This is a genomic window from Novosphingobium sp. ERW19 (assembly GCF_012641315.1).
GTDB lineage: Bacteria > Pseudomonadota > Alphaproteobacteria > Sphingomonadales > Sphingomonadaceae > Novosphingobium.
The window spans coordinates 331,819-348,662 of sequence record NZ_JABAIC010000003.1 but is presented as its reverse complement, the minus strand read 5'-3'; the positions used below and the strand labels follow the sequence as shown (position 1 = coordinate 348,662).

Below are 16,844 nucleotides of genomic sequence, written 5' to 3'. Positions count from 1 at the left end.
CCCCGGCCCCATCCTCGGGCGAGGATGGGGCGAAGAGCTTTTGCTTGTGGCGCAAGCCGTTGCATCAGTACCGCGCGCGAATGCCTATGTAGGCAGAGCGTCCCCAGGTGCCGTAATCGGCGACGGTCTGGTAGTTTACGTCGAACACGTTCTCGACACGGCCGTAGAGCTCTACCTTCTCGGTAAGGGGGAAGCTCGCGCGCACGGTGGTCAGCGCGTAGCCATCGAGGCGGCGGGTGTTCGACGCGTTGTCAAAGCTGTCTCCCACGAGGCGCAGATCGGCACCGAGGGTGAGGCCTGCGAGCGGAGATGTCCAGTCGCTCGACAGGGTCAGCGCATGAGCCGGACGACGGGCGAGATCCTTGCCGAAGTTCGCGGTGCCGCGCGTGCGGTTCTCGGTTTCGAGATAGGTGTAGGCGGCCTGCAGGTGCAGCGTATCGGTAGGGCGGGCGCCGAGTTCGGCTTCGACGCCCTGCGCGCGGGCGAGCCCGACATTGTCGTAGAGGCCGAAGGGCCGCGTGGCGCAAGCGTTGAGGCTGGCGCACGAGACGAAGGTGATCAGGTTGCGGCTGTCGCGGCGGAACACGGTAACGGCCGCGTGGAGCTGGCCATAAGGAACGCCCCATTCGAGGCCGGCGTCGTAGCTCTTGCTGCGTTCGGGGTTGAGCGCGGCGTTGCCGTAGTTCGAAAGCAACTGATAGAGCGTAGGGGCCTTGAAGCCTTCGCCGTAGCTGGCGCGCAAGCGGAGGTTTTCGACCAGTTCGAACGAACCGTTGGCGCCGAAGGTCCATGCCGTGCCGAAGCGGCTGTGGTCGTCGACGCGAACGCCGGCGGCGAGGCTGGCGCGATCAGTGCTCCAGCCGAGCAGTGCGTGGCCGCTGGTGAGGTTGGCCTTGGCCTCGGCGTCGAACGTGCTGGAGAAGCGGGTCCATTCGCTGTCGCCGCCGAAATCGAGGGTGAAGCTGGCCGGAAGGTTGAGGCGGCCGGTCAGGTCGACGCGCTCCGAGCGGCCCTTGTAGCCGTAGGACGGATCGGTGCCGAAGGTCGGATCATAGTAGTCGCGCTTGGTGTCGGACAGGGCGAAGCCGGTGTTCAGCGTGAGGTTGCTGCCAGTGTAACGCAGGCCGACGCGGCCCGAGGCCTGGCGGGTGGTCTGGTATTCCGGGGTATCGCCGAACACGAGGTAGGTCGGCGGGCCGAAACCGTCGATGTCGGTACGGGTATCGGCGTAGCGGGCGGTGGCGACGATCGCGAGGTCCTGCGAGAGGTTGACGCGGCCCCGGCCCCCGACGCGCCACTGGCGGAAGCCGTCGGGCTCTGTGCCGACCGCTGCTGACGAGACGCCATCGCTGCGGCTATAGCCGCCGTTGAGGGTAAGCGCGCCGAAGTCTGACGAGATACCGGCAGCGGCATCGGCAAGGTAGCTGTCGTTGGCGCCGAGTTCGGCGCTGGCTTCGATGCCATTCAGGTCACGCGACTGGACGGCGATGACGCCGCCAATGGCCGCGCTGCCCCAGACGATCGAGTTGGAACCGCGCAGGACGTCGATGCGCTCGATGCCGCCGGGAGTCAGGGTGCCGAAGTCAAAGCCGCCCGAGGGGGCCGAGACGTCTTCGAGGCGGACGCCATCGACGAGGACGAGGACTTGCTCTGCGTCCGAGCCGCGCAGGCGCACGCCGGTGAAGCTGCCGGGGCCGCCGTTGCGGGTGATGGTCAGGCCGGGGACGCGTTCGAGAACGCGGGTGATGTCGGGGCCCTGGATCGACTGGATTTCGTCGGCGGTGATGACGGTGACGGGCTGGCCGGTCTTGCTCAGGGCAGTTTCGCTGCCGGTGGCGATGACGGTGATGGATGCCGGATCAACCTTGTAGTCTGCGACGACGACATCATCGGCGCCTTGTGCAAAGGCAGGCACGGCAAAAGCGCCAAAAAATACGGGGGCAGAAACGGAAAGCAGGTACTTCTTCACAGGACGCAACTCCGGCCACGAACGGTTGATGCCGTCCATGGCGAGAGGTGCGCTGGGCCATGAATCTGGCGCGCCTCGTCGCGTGCGCCCGGTTCACCCCGCCCGGCCGCGGAACGACTACCATCGGCAGGTTTCCTGGCTCCCGGGTCATCGCTCGCTGCCCGCCTTCCCAGCGCCGGGGATCGAATCCGGCACCAGTGGCATCACTGGACAGCGCGCTCTCCGGTTACAGTTGCGGGGGCAGCGCCGGATTCAAACCGGCTTCCCTCTTAGCCCGTATTACCGGGCACCGTTGGCGTCGGCGCGGGGAACTAGCGGGAACTTTGCTGCGCTGCAAGAGGAACTACGTACTTCGGGGCAGGTTTGCTGCCCAATTCATTCTCACGCAAAGCCGCAAAGACGCGAAGATGCCGCGCAGGTTTGATAGGACAGCCATCACCTCCTGCGGCGATTATCCAAGAGCATTGCCTGCGGCCGCGCACGACCCCTTTGCGTCTTCGCGTCTTTGCGTGAGGTTTTCCGATTTGAGCGCTAGGCCGTGAGCTTGCCAGTTAACCGGATCGCAGGAGCTTGTGCCGCATCGGGACAGCGGGAAAAGCGGCCGTGCGCGAGGGCGCGCAAAAGGTTAGCGCAATTGAGGATTTTCAGGATTCTGCCCAGCCCCATGCCTCTCGAGCTTGCCTATCGCCCGATCGAACTGCCCGGCGTGGCAGCGACGGCTAATGGCGAGCTGCGCCCGCGCGATTTTGCGGCGCGTATCCGGCGGCGGGACATGCGCTCGATCCGCAAGGCCTTGCGCGCGCCTTCGCTGCTGCGGCAGCGGCTGGGCGGCGTGGCGATGTTCGGCGTGCTGGGGCTGCTGCTCGGGCCGACCGGGTGGGGCGAGCCGGGCGGGGTACAGGCGGCGGTGGCGCGATCCCAGATGGCGGGGCTGCAGCCGTTCGAGCGTGGGGGTGACAGCTTTCCGGGTTCGGCGTTCTATTGGCTCGATACCAGCGACAGCGGGTTGATTGCGCCGACGGAAGCGCAGGCGAAATGGGACCGGAGCCATTCGGATGCCGAGATCCTGTCGGCGCGTCCAGTCTCGGCGGCGGGATCGAGCGAGGATCGCTGGCGGGCGCTGCAGTGCCTGACTTCGGCGATCTATTACGAAGCGGCGAGCGAGCCTGATGCGGGGCAACGCGCGGTGGCGCAGGTGGTGCTGAACCGCGTGGCGCATCCGGCCTGGCCAAACACGGTGTGCGGCGTGGTCTATCAGGGATCGGAGCGGCCGGGGTGCCAGTTCTCGTTCGCCTGCGACGGTTCGCTGGCGCGCAAGCCGATGAAGGCGTTCTGGGACCGCGCGCGGCGCGTGGCTGCCGATGCGCTGGCGGGATACGTCTATGCGCCGGTGGGGCTGGCGACGCATTACCATACCACGGCAGTGCATCCCTACTGGGCGCCGAGCTTATCGTTCATCGGCACGATCGGGGCGCACCGCTTCTATCGCTGGGCCGGCGCTGCAGGGCGTCCGGCGGCGTTTACGGCGCGGTACTTCGGCGGCGAGCCGCTGGCCGCGCCGCATCCGCGCACATGGACGCCCTCGCCTGTCGACATTGCCGATCCACTGGCGCTGGAGAAGGCGTTCGAGGAAGGGCGGATCGTGGCGCCAGTTGCTGCGGCGACGGTTGCTCCGGTGGCGGCGGTCCCGCAGGCTGCGGCGCAGCAGAGCCTTGTCCGGCCGCAGGTGCTGCCAGGCGTGAAGGCGGGTGCGACCAGCGCGCCGGTTTCCGGCAGCGGTTCGGTGCTGCCGGGGTATGAGAACGCCAACAAGTGGATTGCGCAGCCGGGGGCTTGAGAGCTTCCAAGCCTTGGAATGGTTCACGCAGAGGCGCGGAGGAAGAAGCGAGACGCGGAGGAGCGTCGCGCGCGAACCGATGTGCCGGTCTTCAAATGGGAACCGGGAAGCGGCTTTGCCGCAGCTATCTTCTCTGCGTGTCCTTTTTCTCCTCTGCGTCTCTGCGTGAGCAATTCAACGCTCACAGCCTGCACACACCCCTCCACCACCCGCTTCGCGGGCGGTCCCCATCCCCGTTTGTCCTGCGGAGAAACGGGGAGGGTCTGGTTGCGTGTTCTCAATCCGTCGCAAAACCGTTTCAGGACGGATGGTTATTCGTTCCTTTACCGTGTCGTCACACACACTCTTAGCGCTGGTGGGTCTAGGGCGGGGTCGTGGAGAACGGCACCGATTGTCCCCGGCGCCGTCAGAGAGTTGAGGCACCATGCTGCGTTTTGCGCCCCGTTACGGCATCATTTCCCCCTGTCTTTCGCGAAAGATCCAGGCGCGGCACCTGCGGGCGGTAAACGATAATGGGGCAGGCTCAGGGCCAGGCTCGATCTGTCAGGACGAGGCGCTCGATACCGCATTGCGGCTGTTTGCGGCGCATGGCTTCTCGGCGGCGGCTCGCGCACGAGATGCTGCGGTCATTGCAGAACGCAGCGGCGAGCCGGGCCGCGTGGAATTCTGGGTCGAGGTCTGCGCGACGCTCGACCGGCGGATGGCGCGCGACTTCCTGAAGCGCAAGCGCAGCTGATCTGCACCCGGGTTTGCGGAGAGGAAAAGCAAAAGGGTAGCCCCGGTGGAAACGCCGGGGCTTTTTTGCTGCAGATTGCTTGCGTATTGCCTTATAAATCTTCGGCCCGATGACCGACTGTCGGGCAGTTTCCAAGCCATCTTGCTATTGCGAACTGATATCACAAAAACCCCGGATATAGCGGGTTTTCGCGGTTGCATTCGTCTGCGCACGGGCCTAGGGCGCGAGTCATTCTGCCAGAACCTTCCTGTCTCGCGGGGCACGGGAGGGACCTGGGCGAAAGCTCTGCTGGCATTTGTATGCTTGTCCCCGCGAACGGGAAAGGACCGTAGAGCATGGCACGCAAGAAGATCGCGCTTATCGGCGCAGGCAACATCGGGGGCACCCTCGCCCACCTCGCCGCCCAGAAGGAACTGGGTGACATCGTCCTGTTCGACGTGGTCGAAGGCGTGCCGCAGGGCAAGGCGCTCGACCTGTCGCAGTGCGGCCCGGTCGAAGGCTTCGACGCCAAGATCACCGGCACCAACGACTATGCCGACATTGCCGGCGCCGACGTGATCATCGTGACCGCCGGTGTTGCCCGCAAGCCCGGCATGAGCCGCGATGACCTGCTCGGCATCAACCTCAAGGTGATGAAGGCCGTCGGCGAAGGCATCCGCGACAACGCGCCCGACGCTTTCGTCATCTGCATCACCAACCCGCTCGACGCGATGGTGTGGGCGCTGCGCGAATTCTCCGGCCTTCCGCACAACAAGGTCGTCGGCATGGCCGGCGTGCTCGACTCGGCACGCTTCAGCACGTTCCTGGCATGGGAATTCGGCGTCTCGATCCGCGACGTGAACACCTTCGTGCTCGGCGGCCACGGCGACACCATGGTGCCCGTCACCCAGTATTCGACCGTCAACGGCATTCCGGTGCCCGACCTCGTCAAGATGGGCCTGTCGACGCAGGAAAAGATCGACGCGATCGTGCAGCGCACGCGTTCGGGCGGCGGCGAGATTGTCGGCCTGCTCAAGACCGGCTCGGCGTTCTACGCACCGGCCGCCTCGGGCATCGCCATGGCCGAAGCTTACCTCAACGACCAGAAGCGCATCCTGCCTTGCGCTGCCTACGTCGATGGCCAGTACGGCGTTGACGGCCTCTATGTCGGCGTGCCGGTGATGATCGGTGCGAACGGCGTGGAGCAGGTGATCGAGATCGAACTCGACGCCGAAGCCAAGTCGAACCTCCAGGTCTCGGTCGACGCGGTCAAGGAACTGCTGGAAGCCTGCAAGGGCATCGACAACTCGCTGGCTTGAGCTGACACGGATCTGCGCCCTCGCCTGAGCGGGGGCGCAAGCGCCTGACGTTCCGGAGTAATTGATGTCCATTCTCGTCGACAAGAACACCAAGGTCATCACGCAGGGGATGACCGGCAAGACCGGCAGCTTCCACACGCAGGCCGCGCTTGATTACGGCACGCGGATGGTTGGCGGCGTGACGCCCGGCAAGGGCGGCACCACGCACATCGGCCTGCCGCAGTTCGACACCGTGGCCGAAGCCAAGGCCGTGACCGGCGCAACCGCTTCGTGCGTCTATGTGCCGCCTTCGGGCTGCGCCGACGCAATCCTCGAGGCGATCGATGCCGAGATGGAACTGATCGTGGCGATCACCGAGGGCGTTCCCGTGCTCGACATGGTCAAGGTCAAGCGCGCGCTGTCGGGTTCGAAGAGCCGCCTGATCGGTCCGAACTGCCCCGGCGTGCTCACGCCCAACCAGTGCAAGATCGGCATCATGCCCGGTTCGATCTTCAAGGAAGGCTCGGTCGGCGTGGTCTCGCGCTCGGGCACGCTGACCTATGAAGCGGTGTTCCAGACCTCGGCCATCGGCCTTGGCCAGACCACCGCTGTCGGCATCGGCGGCGACCCGGTCAACGGCACCAACTTCATCGACGTGCTCGAACTGTTCCTGGCTGACGAGGCGACCAAGTCGATCATCATGATCGGCGAGATCGGCGGCGACGCCGAGGAGCAGGCCGCGCAGTTCCTGATCGACGAGGCCAAGCGTGGCCGCAAGAAGCCGATGGCCGGCTTCATCGCGGGCCGCACCGCGCCTCCGGGCCGCCGCATGGGCCACGCCGGCGCCATCGTCTCGGGCGGCAAGGGCGATGCCGAAAGCAAGATCGCGGCGATGGAAGCCGCCGGCATCAAGGTCTCCGCCTCGCCCAGCCTGCTGGGTGAGACGCTGGCCGAAGTGCTGAAGGGCTGACGTCAAAAGCTACCGCCCGGATAGGCAACCTTGCGTAAGGGGCCACCGGGCGGATGCTTGAAGTTTTTCAGGTAGGCCCCCGCAACGGAAGCGGCCTGCCGTCGTTACGGATTTTTGCGCAAGCCTTGCGAGGTGCGCGCTGGAAGGGTCGGCTCTGCGAGAGTGGAGCGGAAAATGTCCGAAGCCCCCAACCTCCCCGGGGGGACCAGGAGTTGATGATGGGTTCTGAACTGCACGATTTCGACGTGGATCCGGCTCAGGAAGGTCCGCAGCCCGGTCCTTCGTGGGCGAACAAGCGCTGGCCGATCACCGATGCCGCGGCAGGCGACGACCTGACCCAGGCGATGGACCCGATGGCGCTGAAACTCGTCATCGAGAAGGCCGCCAAGAAGGGCGGCGTCGCGCTCGACGAAGCGGCGCTGCAGCAGGCCGCGATGGATTCGATCCGCGCGATGATGCTGATCCGCACCTATCGCGTGCGCGGGCATCTGGCGGCCGATCTCGACCCGCTTGGCCTTGCCCGCCAGAAGCTCCCGGCCGATATTTCGCCCGAGTACCATGGCTTTACCGCCGCAGACATGACCCGCAAGGTCTATCTGGGTGGTGCGCTCGGCCTTGAATGGGCGACCGTCAATGAACTCGTCGCGATCCTGCGCGCAAACTACTGCGGGCACATCGGCTTCGAATACATGCACATCGCCGACGTGGAGGAGCGCCGCTTCATCCAGGATCGCATCGAAGGCGGCGACAAGTCGGTCGACTTCACCCCCAACGGCAAGAAGGCGATCCTCGCCGCCGTGGTGCGCGGCGAGCAGTACGAGAAGTTCCTTGGCAAGAAGTACGTCGGCACAAAGCGCTTCGGCCTCGACGGCGGTGAATCGATGATCCCGGCCCTGGAAGCGGTGATCAAGTACGGCGGCCAGCTGGGCGTCAAGGAAATCGTCTACGGCATGGCCCACCGCGGCCGCCTGAACGTCCTCGCCAACGTGATGGCCAAGCCCTACCGCGTGATCTTCCACGAATTCTCGGGTGGCTCGGCCAACCCTGAGGACGTCGGCGGTTCGGGCGACGTGAAGTACCACCTTGGAACCTCGACCGACCGCGAGTTCGACGGGACCAAGGTGCACATGAGCCTTGTGCCCAACCCGTCGCACCTCGAAACGGTCGACCCGATCGTGCTCGGCAAGGTGCGTGCGCAGCAGGTGTTCCGCGACGATATCGGTGACGACGTGGGGCCTAACGCGCGCCACAAGCAGGTGCTGCCCGTTCTGATCCACGGTGACGCGGCCTTTGCCGGCCAGGGCATCGTGTGGGAGTGCTTCGGCCTTTCGGGTGTGCGCGGCTACAACACCGGTGGCTGCATCCACTTCATCATCAACAACCAGATCGGCTTCACCACCTCGCCCCAGTTCTCGCGCGGGTCTCCCTACCCGTCGGACGTGGCCAAGGGCGTGCAGGCACCGATCCTGCACGTGAACGGCGACGATCCCGAAGCGGTGACCTTCGCCTGCAAGCTGGCGATCGACTACCGTCAGAAGTTCGGCCGCGACATCGTGGTCGACATGTGGTGCTATCGTCGCTTCGGCCACAACGAGGGCGACGAGCCTTCGTTCACCCAGCCGCTGATGTACGCCAAGATCCGTCAGCACCCGGGCGTCAGCGACATCTACGCCAAGCGCCTTGTCGGCGAAGGCGTGATCGATGCCAACTACAAGGGCGAGATCGAGAGCCACTTCGTGGCGACGCTCGAGACCGAGTTCGAGGCGGCCAAGGGCTACAAGGCCAATGAAGCCGACTGGTTCGGCGGCCGCTGGTCGGGCTTCAACAAGCCGGCCGACCCTGTGACCGCGCGCCGCAACGTCGGCACCGGCATCGACCAGAAGCTGTTCGACAGCCTCGGCCGCACGCTGACCACCGTGCCCGAGGACCTCACCGTCCACAAGACGCTGGGTCGCGTGATCGATGCAAAGCGCGAGATGTTCAGCTCGGGCCAGGGCTTTGACTGGGCGACCGGTGAAGCGCTGGCGTTCGGCAGCCTCGTGTCCGAGGGCTATGGCGTGCGTCTGTCCGGACAGGACTGCGGCCGCGGCACCTTCAGCCAGCGTCACGCGGTGTGGGTCGACCAGAAGGACGAACGCAAGTACGTGCCGCTCAAGACGCTGCCGCACGGCACGTTCGAGGTGCTGGATTCGACGCTTTCGGAATATGGCGTGCTCGGCTTCGAGTATGGCTATGCCAGCGCGGACCCCAAGAGCCTTGTGCTGTGGGAAGCGCAGTTCGGCGACTTCGCCAACGGCGCACAGATCGTTATCGACCAGTACATCGCCGCATCCGAAGCGAAGTGGCTGCGCGCCAATGGCCTCGTCATGCTGCTGCCGCACGGGTACGAAGGACAGGGTCCGGAGCATTCCTCGGCACGCATGGAGCGCTATCTGCAGCTTTGCGCCGAAGACAACATCCAGGTGTGCAACATCACCACGCCGGCCAACTACTTCCACGTGCTGCGCCGGCAGATGCACCGCCCGTTCCGCAAGCCGCTGATCATAATGACGCCCAAGAGCCTGCTGCGCCACCCGTTGGCAAAGTCGGTCGCTTCGGACTTCGTGGGCGAAAGCCACTTCATGCGCATCCTGTCGGACATCAATCCGGCAGCGGACAAGGACACCCGCAAGGTCATCCTGTGTTCGGGCAAGGTCGCCTATGACCTGATCGAAGCGCGCGATGCGGCGGGCATCACCGATACGCAGATCATCCGCCTCGAACAGCTCTACCCCTTCCCCGGCGAGCCGCTGGCCCTGCGCCTTTCGCGCATGCCGAACCTCGAGGAAGTGGTGTGGTGCCAGGAGGAGCCACGCAACAACGGTTCGTGGTTCTTTGTCGAGCCGATGATCGAGGAATCGCTCAAGGCCGCCAAGAGCAAGGTGGCCCGTCCGCGCTATGCCGGTCGCGCCGCAGCGGCATCGCCAGCCACGGGCCTCGCCAGCCGTCACGCCAGCGAGCAGGGCGCGCTGGTTGCCGATGCGCTGGGCCTTTCGGTACGCGGCGAGATCCGTCGCCAGAAGAAGCACTGATTTTCCTTCTCCCCGAGGAACATGTATTATGTCGATTGAAGTGAAGGTTCCGACGCTGGGTGAAAGCGTCAGCGAAGCAACCGTTGGCCAGTGGCTGAAGAAGCCCGGCGAAGCCGTGGCGCTGGACGAGCCGATCGTCAGCCTCGAGACCGACAAGGTCGCGGTCGAAGTGCCGGCTCCGGCGGCAGGCGTGCTCGGCGCGCTGGTGGCCAATGAGGGCGACACGGTTTCGGTCGGCGCGCTGCTTGCGCTGATCGAGGACGGCGTGGTTGTTGCGGGCGCACAGGCCCCGGCCCCGCGCACCGAGGCGCCGGTTGCGCCTGCCTCGGCATCGGAAGCCCCTGCCGCTGCTGCGGCTCCTTCGGGTGACGCCGCCGCGCTCTCGCCCGCCGTGCGCCGTGCGGTGCTGGAATATGGCATCGACCCGTCGACCGTGAAGGGCACCGGCAAGGACGGTCGCCTGACCAAGGAAGACGTGATGGCCGCCGCTGCGGCCAAGCAGGCCTCCCCTGCTCCGGCGGTTTCGGCTCCGGCCGCTGCGCCTGTCGCTGCGGCTCCGGCTGGCGGTCGCAACGAGGAGCGGGTGAAGATGACGCGCCTGCGCCAGACCATCGCCAAGCGCCTCAAGAGCGCGCAGGAAACCGCTGCCCTGCTGACCACGTTCAACGACGTGGACATGACCGCGGTGATGGAAGCGCGCGCCAAGTACAAGGACGTGTTCGAGAAGAAGCACGGCGTAAAGCTGGGCCTGATGTCGTTCTTCGCCAAGGCCTCGGTTCTGGCACTGAAGGACATCCCCTCGGTCAACGCGCAGATCCAAGGCGACGAGATCGTCTACTTCGACTATGTCGACATCTCGGTGGCGGTTTCGGCCCCGAATGGCCTCGTCGTGCCGGTGGTGCGCGATGTCGACAAGCGGAGCTTTGCCGACATCGAGAAGGCGATTGCCAATTACGGCAAGGCGGCGCGCGACGGCACGCTGACCATGGCCGACATGGCTGGCGGCACTTTCACCATCTCCAACGGCGGCGTGTTCGGCGGGCTTATGTCGACCCCGATCATCAACCCGCCGCAGTCGGCCGTGCTCGGCTTGCACCGCATCGAGGACCGCCCGGTCGTCCGCAATGGCGAGATCGTGGTGCGCCCGATGATGTACATCGCGCTGTCCTATGACCACCGTATCATCGACGGTCGCGAGGCAGTGACGGCACTGAAGACGATCAAGGAAGCGATCGAGGACCCGACCCGCCTGCTGATCGATCTTTGAGCGGACAGTACGGAACTGACTTGAATCTGAAGCCGTTCGTGCTGAGCTTGGCGCAGCACGAACGCGCAATGGAGCCGGAAAATGGCTGAATACGATTACGACGTCCTTGTCATCGGTGGTGGCCCCGGCGGTTATGTCGCGGCGATCCGCGCGGCGCAGCTGGGCCTCAAGACCGCCTGTGCCGAAGGGCGCGAGACGCTGGGCGGAACCTGCCTCAACGTCGGTTGCATTCCCTCCAAGGCGCTGCTGCACGGCTCGGAGAAGTTCGACGAGGCGCGGAACGGCACGTTCGCCAGCTATGGCATCAAGACCGGCGCGGTCGAGCTCGATCTGGATGCGATGCAGGCGCAGAAGGCGGATTCGGTGAAGGGCCTGACCGGCGGCATCGAATTCCTGTTCAAGAAGAACAAGGTGACCTGGCTCAAGGGCTACGCTGCGTTCGAGGACGCGCACAGCGTGACCGTGGCTGGCCAGAAGGTTACCGCGAAGAACATCGTGATCGCCACCGGTTCGAGCGTGACGCCGCTGCCCGGCGTGACTGTCGACAACGATGCTGGCGTGATCGTCGACAGCACCGGCGCGCTGGCGCTGAACCGCGTACCGAACCACATGGTGGTCATCGGTGGCGGCGTGATCGGGCTCGAGCTTGGTTCGGTGTGGCGCCGCCTTGGCGCGAAGGTCACGGTCGTCGAATTCCTCGACCAGTTGCTGCCCGGCATGGACGGCGACGTGCGCAAGGAAGCGGCCAAGATCTTCAAGAAGCAGGGCATGGACATCAAGCTCGGCACGAAGGTGACCGGCGTTGCAGTGGAAGGCGGAAAGGCCACGCTGACGGTTGAACCTGCAAAGGGCGGCGAGGCTGCGACCATCGAGGCTGACTGCGTGCTGGTGGCAATCGGGCGTCGGCCCAATGTCGACGGCCTCGGCCTCGACAAGATCGGGCTCGAACTGAACGCGCGCGGTCAGATCGAAACCGACCACGACTTTGCCACCAAGGTCCCGGGCGTTTGGGCCGTGGGCGACGTGATTCCGGGCCCGATGCTGGCGCATAAGGCCGAGGACGAAGGCATTGCCGTGGCCGAGAACATCGCCGGGCTCACCGGAATCGTGAACCATGACGTGATTCCCGGCGTAGTGTACACGATGCCTGAATTCGCCGGTGTCGGTCTTACGGAAGAGGCCGCGAAGGAAAAAGGCGAGATCAAGGTCGGCAAGTTCCCGATGCTCGCCAACAGCCGCGCCAAGACCAACCATGAGCCGGACGGCTTCGTGAAGGTGATCTCCGACGCCAAGACCGACCGCGTTCTGGGCGTGTGGTGCATTGCCTCGGTTGCCGGCACGATGATTGCGCAGGCGGCACAGGCGATGGAATTCGGCGCGACCAGCGAAGACATTGCCTATACCTGCCACGCGCACCCGACCCATTCGGAAGCGCTCAAAGAAGCGGCGATGGCGGTGACGGGCAAGCCGATCCACATGTGATCGGACTCACCTCAGCGAATACGGGGGCCGTCCTTCGGGGCGGCCCTTTTCGTTTGGGTCAGAAGCACTTGGCGTTGCGGCGTGACATTTGCCCCCCGCCCTGCTAGCGGCCAAGCGGAATAAGGAAAGCAAACGAATAACATGGCAGGTTACAAGGAACCCGGTCTTGGCGACCGTCGCGATGCTTCGGCACAGGCACGCGCCAAGGCTATCGAGGCGATGAAGGCCAAGGCGAAGGCGCCGGTGGACCCGGCAGTGCTAGCCGAGAAGATCGCCCGCGCCGAGGCCAAGGAAAAGGCCGAAGCGGAAAAGCGCGAGGCGGCTCGCCTCAAGCGCGAGGAAGAGAAGGCCGAGAAAGCCCGGCGCGCTGCCGAACAGGCCAACGCGCCTGCACCGCCCAGCCCGGAAGAATTGGCCGCTGCACAGAAGGCAGCACGCGATGCCCGGTATGCCGCCCGCAAGGCGCGGAAGAAGTAGGCGTTGGACGCCACCCTCCCGGTTCAGGGAACCTCGCCTGCAGCCCGTCCCCCGATGTGGGAGCTCGAAGATGGTGACGAACTGATCGACACCTGCCGCGTGCCCGATGGCGCGAGGCTGCGGCTGGTACGCAATGGCGAGGACTTCGTCATCCTGCTCGACCGCAACGAATTGATGAGCACCGACGTCTGCGCTTCGGAAGTGCAGCTGGCGGAAATGACCTGCGCGCGCCTTGTCGGCCGTGACGATCTGCAGATGCTGATCGGTGGCTACGGATTGGGCTTCACCTTGCGGGCAGCACTTGCCGTGCTCGGTCCCAAGGCTGGCGTCACCGTGGCCGAGATCGTGCCGGAAATCGTTGCGTGGGCGCTTGGTCCGATGGCGCAGCTGACCGCCGGCTGCCTTGATGATCCGCGCGTGCAGCTGGTGCACGATGACGTGGCCATGCTGATCGATTCCGCGCGTGGTGGCTACGATGCGATCCTGCTCGATGTCGACAACGGCCCCGAAGGGCTGACGCGCATGATAAACGGGTGGCTCTATTCGCCCGACGGACTGGAAGCGGCATCCCGCGCGCTGCGGCCGGGCGGCATCCTTGCAGTGTGGTCTGCCTTCGAAGACCCGGCTTTCGTCGAACTGCTGGAGCAGGCGGGCTTTACCGTTGACGTGGCCAGCGTCGATGCCGGCGAAGAGCCGCGCGAAGGGCGCAAGCCGCTGCATCACGTGATCTTCTTCGCGACGAAAGCCTGAAGCTTTCGTTTGTGCCCTGCGGCCTGTGACGGTAACCGCAGGGTTTGAATCGAAGGAGTGCCACGATGGCCATCAAGCTGACCCTGACCGAAGACGAGACCGAAATCCTGATCGATGCTCTGGAAGCCGATCTCGAGGGCTATGTCGAAGCGGCGAAGGAAGCGCGCGGCAACAACAACCGCGAGGACGTCAAGACTTTCACCGAAGCAGCGACGCGCATCCAGGAGCTGAAGGGCAAGTTGGAAGCTCTGCTGGGCCAGTGAGGCCCGCATGCCCTCCCCGTTGCCCAACGCCGACCTTTCGGCACTGATCGGCCTGCTCGATCTTGTCGGCATTGCCGTTTTCGCCCTGACCGGCGCACTGCTGGCGGCGCAGCTCAGGCAGACATTCGTGACGATGGCGTTCTTTGCGCTGGTGACGGGCGTGGGCGGCGGGTCGGTTCGCGACCTGCTGATCGGCGCGCCGGTGTTCTGGGTGCGTGATCCGTGGGTTGCGCCAGTGTGCCTGGGCGTGGCGCTGGTGGCGTGGTTCACCCCGCACCGCTGGTGGGAGCGGCCAGTGCTGGAATGGGCCGACGCGGCGGGACTTGGCGCTTATGCCGTGTTGGGCACGGCCAAGGCGCTGGCGTTCGGCGTATCGCCTGTGCCGGCCGTGCTGATGGGTGTGATCACCGGCTGTGTCGGCGGGATCATCCGCGACGTGCTGGCAGGAAGGCCCTCGATCCTGATGCGGCCCGAACTTTACGTGACGGCGGCTGCGCTTTCCGCAGGGGTCTGTGCCGGCGGCGCGGCGCTGGGACTTGATCGCGGCATAGTCTGGCCGGTGGCTGCGCTGGCCGGCTTTGCGCTCAGAGGCGCAGCGATCTGGTGGAAGCTGGGGCTGCCGGTCTATACCTCTGGGGAGCGCGAGGGCTGAGCAGGCCCACTCCCAACCCTCCCGCTTGCGGGAGGGGAGGAGCAGTATTCAGCCGATTATTTCTACGACGACCTTGCCCATGGCCTGCCGGTTTTCGAGCAGGGCGATGGCTTCGCGCCCCTGATCGAGCGTGTAGCGCTGCGAGACGCGGGGTTTGATCTTGCCCTCTTCGAGCAGCGCGAAGAGTTCCTCGACCTCGGCCTTGAAAGCGGCGGGTTCGCGGGCGGTCCATGCGCCCCAGAACACGCCGCAGACGTCGCATGATTTGAGCAAGGTGAGATTGAGCGGAAGCCTGGCGATACCTGCAGGGAAGCCGACGACGAGAAAGCGGCCTTCCCACGCGATCGCACGCAGGGCCGGTTCGGAATAATCGCCGCCGACGATATCGTAGACGATGTCCGCGCCATTCGGGCCGCACGCTGCCTTGAACTGTTCGGCCAGCGCCTTGGACTGGGCCTTGTCGAACGGCGGGCGGCCGTAGATCACGACATCGTCTGCGCCGGCGTCGCGTGCGACTTGCGCCTTTTCCTCGCTGGAGACGGCAGCGATCACCCGGGCGCCGAAGGCCTTGGCGAGTTCGACGGCGGAAAGCCCGACGCCACCCGCGGCGCCGAGGACCAGGACCGTATCACCGGCCTTGATGTGGCCGCGATCCTTGAGGCCGTGGATGGTGGTGCCGTAAGTCATCAACAACGAAGCGCCGGTGGCATAGTCGACGCCATCGGGCAGCGGGAACAGGCGCGCGACCGGGGCCACGACCTTTTCGGCCAAGCCGCCGTTGCCGATCATGGCGATGACGCGGTCTCCGACGGCCCAGCCGGTCACGCCCTCGCCCAATGCTTCAATTTCACCCGCGAGTTCGCTGCCCGGAGCGTAAGGCCGCTCGGGCTTGAACTGGTAGAGATCGCGGATCATCAGCGTGTCGGGGAAGTTGATCGAGCAGGCGTGGACGCGCACGAGCACTTCGCCCTTGCCCGGCACCGGATCGGGCAGGTCATCCATGACCAGGGTTTCGGGTCCGCCTGCAGCGTGGGTGCGCAGAGCTTTCATTTCACTTCTCCCAATAGTTGCGGATTCGATCCGCTCCGCATCAGGGAAGCAAGTTTTGCGCGGCTTGGGAAGCCCTGTTAAGCGTGCGGTTAAGCTGCCGCTACGGCATCGGTCCCGCGCGCGAGGAAGGGCAGGCTGTCGCGCATCTTCGCCTCATGCGTGGCAATGGCATCGCCGCGCGCCATGGTCAGGCCGACTTCGTCCAACCCGTTAAGCAGGCAGTGCTTGCGGAACGGATCGATCTCGAAGGTGAAGCGATCCTGGAATGGCGTCGTCACCGTCTGGGTCTCAAGATCGATCGAGACGGGATCGGTCTGCGCGACTTGCATCAGGCGGTCGATCGCCTCTTGCGGCACGACGACCGTGAGGATGCCGTTCTTGAAGGCGTTGCCTGAGAAAATGTCGGAGAAGGAGGGTGCGATCACGGCCTTCACGCCCATGTCGCCCAGCGCCCAGGCAGCGTGTTCGCGGCTTGAGCCGCAGCCGAAGTTGTCACCGGCGATCAGGATCGGCGAGCCGGAAAATTCCGCGCTGTCAAAGATGTTGTCAGGATCGGCGCGCAGGGCTTCGAACGCGCCCTTGCCGAGACCCTGACGGGTGATCGTCTTGAGCCACTTGGCAGGGATGATCACGTCGGTATCGACGTTCTTGCGGCCGAACGGGATGGCCCGTCCTTCGATCTGCTTCACCGGTTCCATGGCCGTCGCTATAGCTTGCCGGTTAGGCGATGCAATGGGCGAGATGGCGCAATATAGTTACGTGTCGGAGAGGTTGTGGATCCCGGCCTGCGCCGGGATGACGGAATTGAACTGTTCCCCGTTCCCCGTTCGTCGCTCCGGCGCAGGCCGCGGCCCATCGCCTGTGCAAACTCAGTCGGTCTCGGGCGCGTCGGCGGGCGGGGTCTTGGGTTCGGTCTTCTCTGCGCGTTCCTTGCGGCGCGACGCATAGAGCAGGGCTGCGGCCAGTGCTGCCGAGCCGATTGCCGCGCCCGCCATGGCTGCCTTGCCGGTCCAGTCCGTCTTCTTGGTCACGCTTGAGAACTC

Annotated in this window: 15 protein-coding genes and 1 riboswitch; of the genes, 11 read left to right on the top strand and 4 right to left on the bottom strand. The window is 65.2% G+C overall.

Annotated elements, in window-relative coordinates:
* Positions 1-64 precede the first annotated feature (64 nt).
* On the bottom strand, positions 65-2,008 hold the full coding sequence (locus HGI46_RS07755; RefSeq protein WP_206065595.1) for a TonB-dependent receptor: 1,944 nt from the start codon (positions 2,006-2,008) through the stop codon (positions 65-67).
* A gap of 68 nt (positions 2,009-2,076) precedes the next feature.
* Positions 2,077-2,278: riboswitch (cobalamin riboswitch) on the bottom strand.
* A 355-nt stretch (positions 2,279-2,633) separates the two neighbouring features.
* Between HGI46_RS07755 and HGI46_RS07750 the strand changes: the two genes are divergently transcribed.
* The 11 genes from HGI46_RS07750 (at position 2,634) to HGI46_RS07700 (ending at position 14,751) form a co-directional block, all read left to right on the top strand.
* Positions 2,634-3,806: a cell wall hydrolase gene (locus tag HGI46_RS07750; RefSeq protein WP_168903711.1), complete on the top strand. Its 1,173-nt coding sequence runs from the start codon at positions 2,634-2,636 to the stop codon at positions 3,804-3,806.
* A 424-nt stretch (positions 3,807-4,230) separates the two neighbouring features.
* Positions 4,231-4,542: a hypothetical protein gene (locus HGI46_RS07745; RefSeq protein ID WP_168903710.1), complete on the top strand. Its 312-nt coding sequence runs from the start codon at positions 4,231-4,233 to the stop codon at positions 4,540-4,542.
* A gap of 335 nt (positions 4,543-4,877) precedes the next feature.
* Positions 4,878-5,840 (top strand): malate dehydrogenase, encoded by a 963-nt coding sequence (mdh, locus tag HGI46_RS07740; protein WP_168903709.1) that lies wholly within the window; start codon positions 4,878-4,880, stop codon positions 5,838-5,840.
* Between the two features lie 64 nt (positions 5,841-5,904).
* The gene (gene sucD / locus HGI46_RS07735; protein WP_168903708.1) at positions 5,905-6,789 is read left to right on the top strand and encodes a succinate--CoA ligase subunit alpha; all 885 of its coding nucleotides are present in this window, start codon (positions 5,905-5,907) and stop codon (positions 6,787-6,789) included.
* A 218-nt stretch (positions 6,790-7,007) separates the two neighbouring features.
* The gene (locus HGI46_RS07730; RefSeq protein WP_168903707.1) at positions 7,008-9,860 is read left to right on the top strand and encodes a 2-oxoglutarate dehydrogenase E1 component; all 2,853 of its coding nucleotides are present in this window, start codon (positions 7,008-7,010) and stop codon (positions 9,858-9,860) included.
* Positions 9,861-9,888: 28 nt separating this feature from the next.
* On the top strand, positions 9,889-11,127 hold the full coding sequence (odhB, locus tag HGI46_RS07725) for a 2-oxoglutarate dehydrogenase complex dihydrolipoyllysine-residue succinyltransferase (RefSeq protein WP_168903706.1): 1,239 nt from the start codon (positions 9,889-9,891) through the stop codon (positions 11,125-11,127).
* Between the two features lie 81 nt (positions 11,128-11,208).
* The gene (gene lpdA / locus HGI46_RS07720) at positions 11,209-12,609 is read left to right on the top strand and encodes a dihydrolipoyl dehydrogenase (protein ID WP_168903705.1); all 1,401 of its coding nucleotides are present in this window, start codon (positions 11,209-11,211) and stop codon (positions 12,607-12,609) included.
* Positions 12,610-12,750: 141 nt separating this feature from the next.
* Positions 12,751-13,086 carry a DUF6481 family protein gene (locus HGI46_RS07715; protein ID WP_168903704.1) on the top strand — a complete coding sequence of 112 codons (336 nt, stop codon included), beginning with the start codon at positions 12,751-12,753 and terminating at the stop codon, positions 13,084-13,086.
* Between the two features lie 54 nt (positions 13,087-13,140).
* Positions 13,141-13,836 carry a spermidine synthase gene (locus HGI46_RS07710; RefSeq protein ID WP_118073429.1) on the top strand — a complete coding sequence of 232 codons (696 nt, stop codon included), beginning with the start codon at positions 13,141-13,143 and terminating at the stop codon, positions 13,834-13,836.
* A gap of 65 nt (positions 13,837-13,901) precedes the next feature.
* Entirely contained in the window at positions 13,902-14,099 is a 198-nt protein-coding gene (locus HGI46_RS07705; protein ID WP_118073428.1) for a hypothetical protein, read from the top strand.
* A gap of 7 nt (positions 14,100-14,106) precedes the next feature.
* Positions 14,107-14,751 carry a trimeric intracellular cation channel family protein gene (locus HGI46_RS07700; protein ID WP_168903703.1) on the top strand — a complete coding sequence of 215 codons (645 nt, stop codon included), beginning with the start codon at positions 14,107-14,109 and terminating at the stop codon, positions 14,749-14,751.
* A gap of 48 nt (positions 14,752-14,799) precedes the next feature.
* Here the strand turns inward: HGI46_RS07700 and HGI46_RS07695 are convergent, their stop codons facing one another.
* The 3 genes from HGI46_RS07695 to HGI46_RS07685 form a co-directional block, all read right to left on the bottom strand.
* Positions 14,800-15,801: an NADPH:quinone oxidoreductase family protein gene (locus tag HGI46_RS07695; RefSeq protein WP_168903702.1), complete on the bottom strand. Its 1,002-nt coding sequence runs from the start codon at positions 15,799-15,801 to the stop codon at positions 14,800-14,802.
* An 89-nt stretch (positions 15,802-15,890) separates the two neighbouring features.
* Complete coding sequence (gene leuD, locus HGI46_RS07690; RefSeq protein WP_168903701.1) at positions 15,891-16,499, bottom strand: 3-isopropylmalate dehydratase small subunit; 609 nt, start codon at positions 16,497-16,499, stop codon at positions 15,891-15,893.
* 171 nt (positions 16,500-16,670) lie between these two features.
* Positions 16,671-16,832 (bottom strand): LPXTG cell wall anchor domain-containing protein, encoded by a 162-nt coding sequence (locus tag HGI46_RS07685; protein WP_162895829.1) that lies wholly within the window; start codon positions 16,830-16,832, stop codon positions 16,671-16,673.
* Positions 16,833-16,844 lie beyond the last annotated feature (12 nt).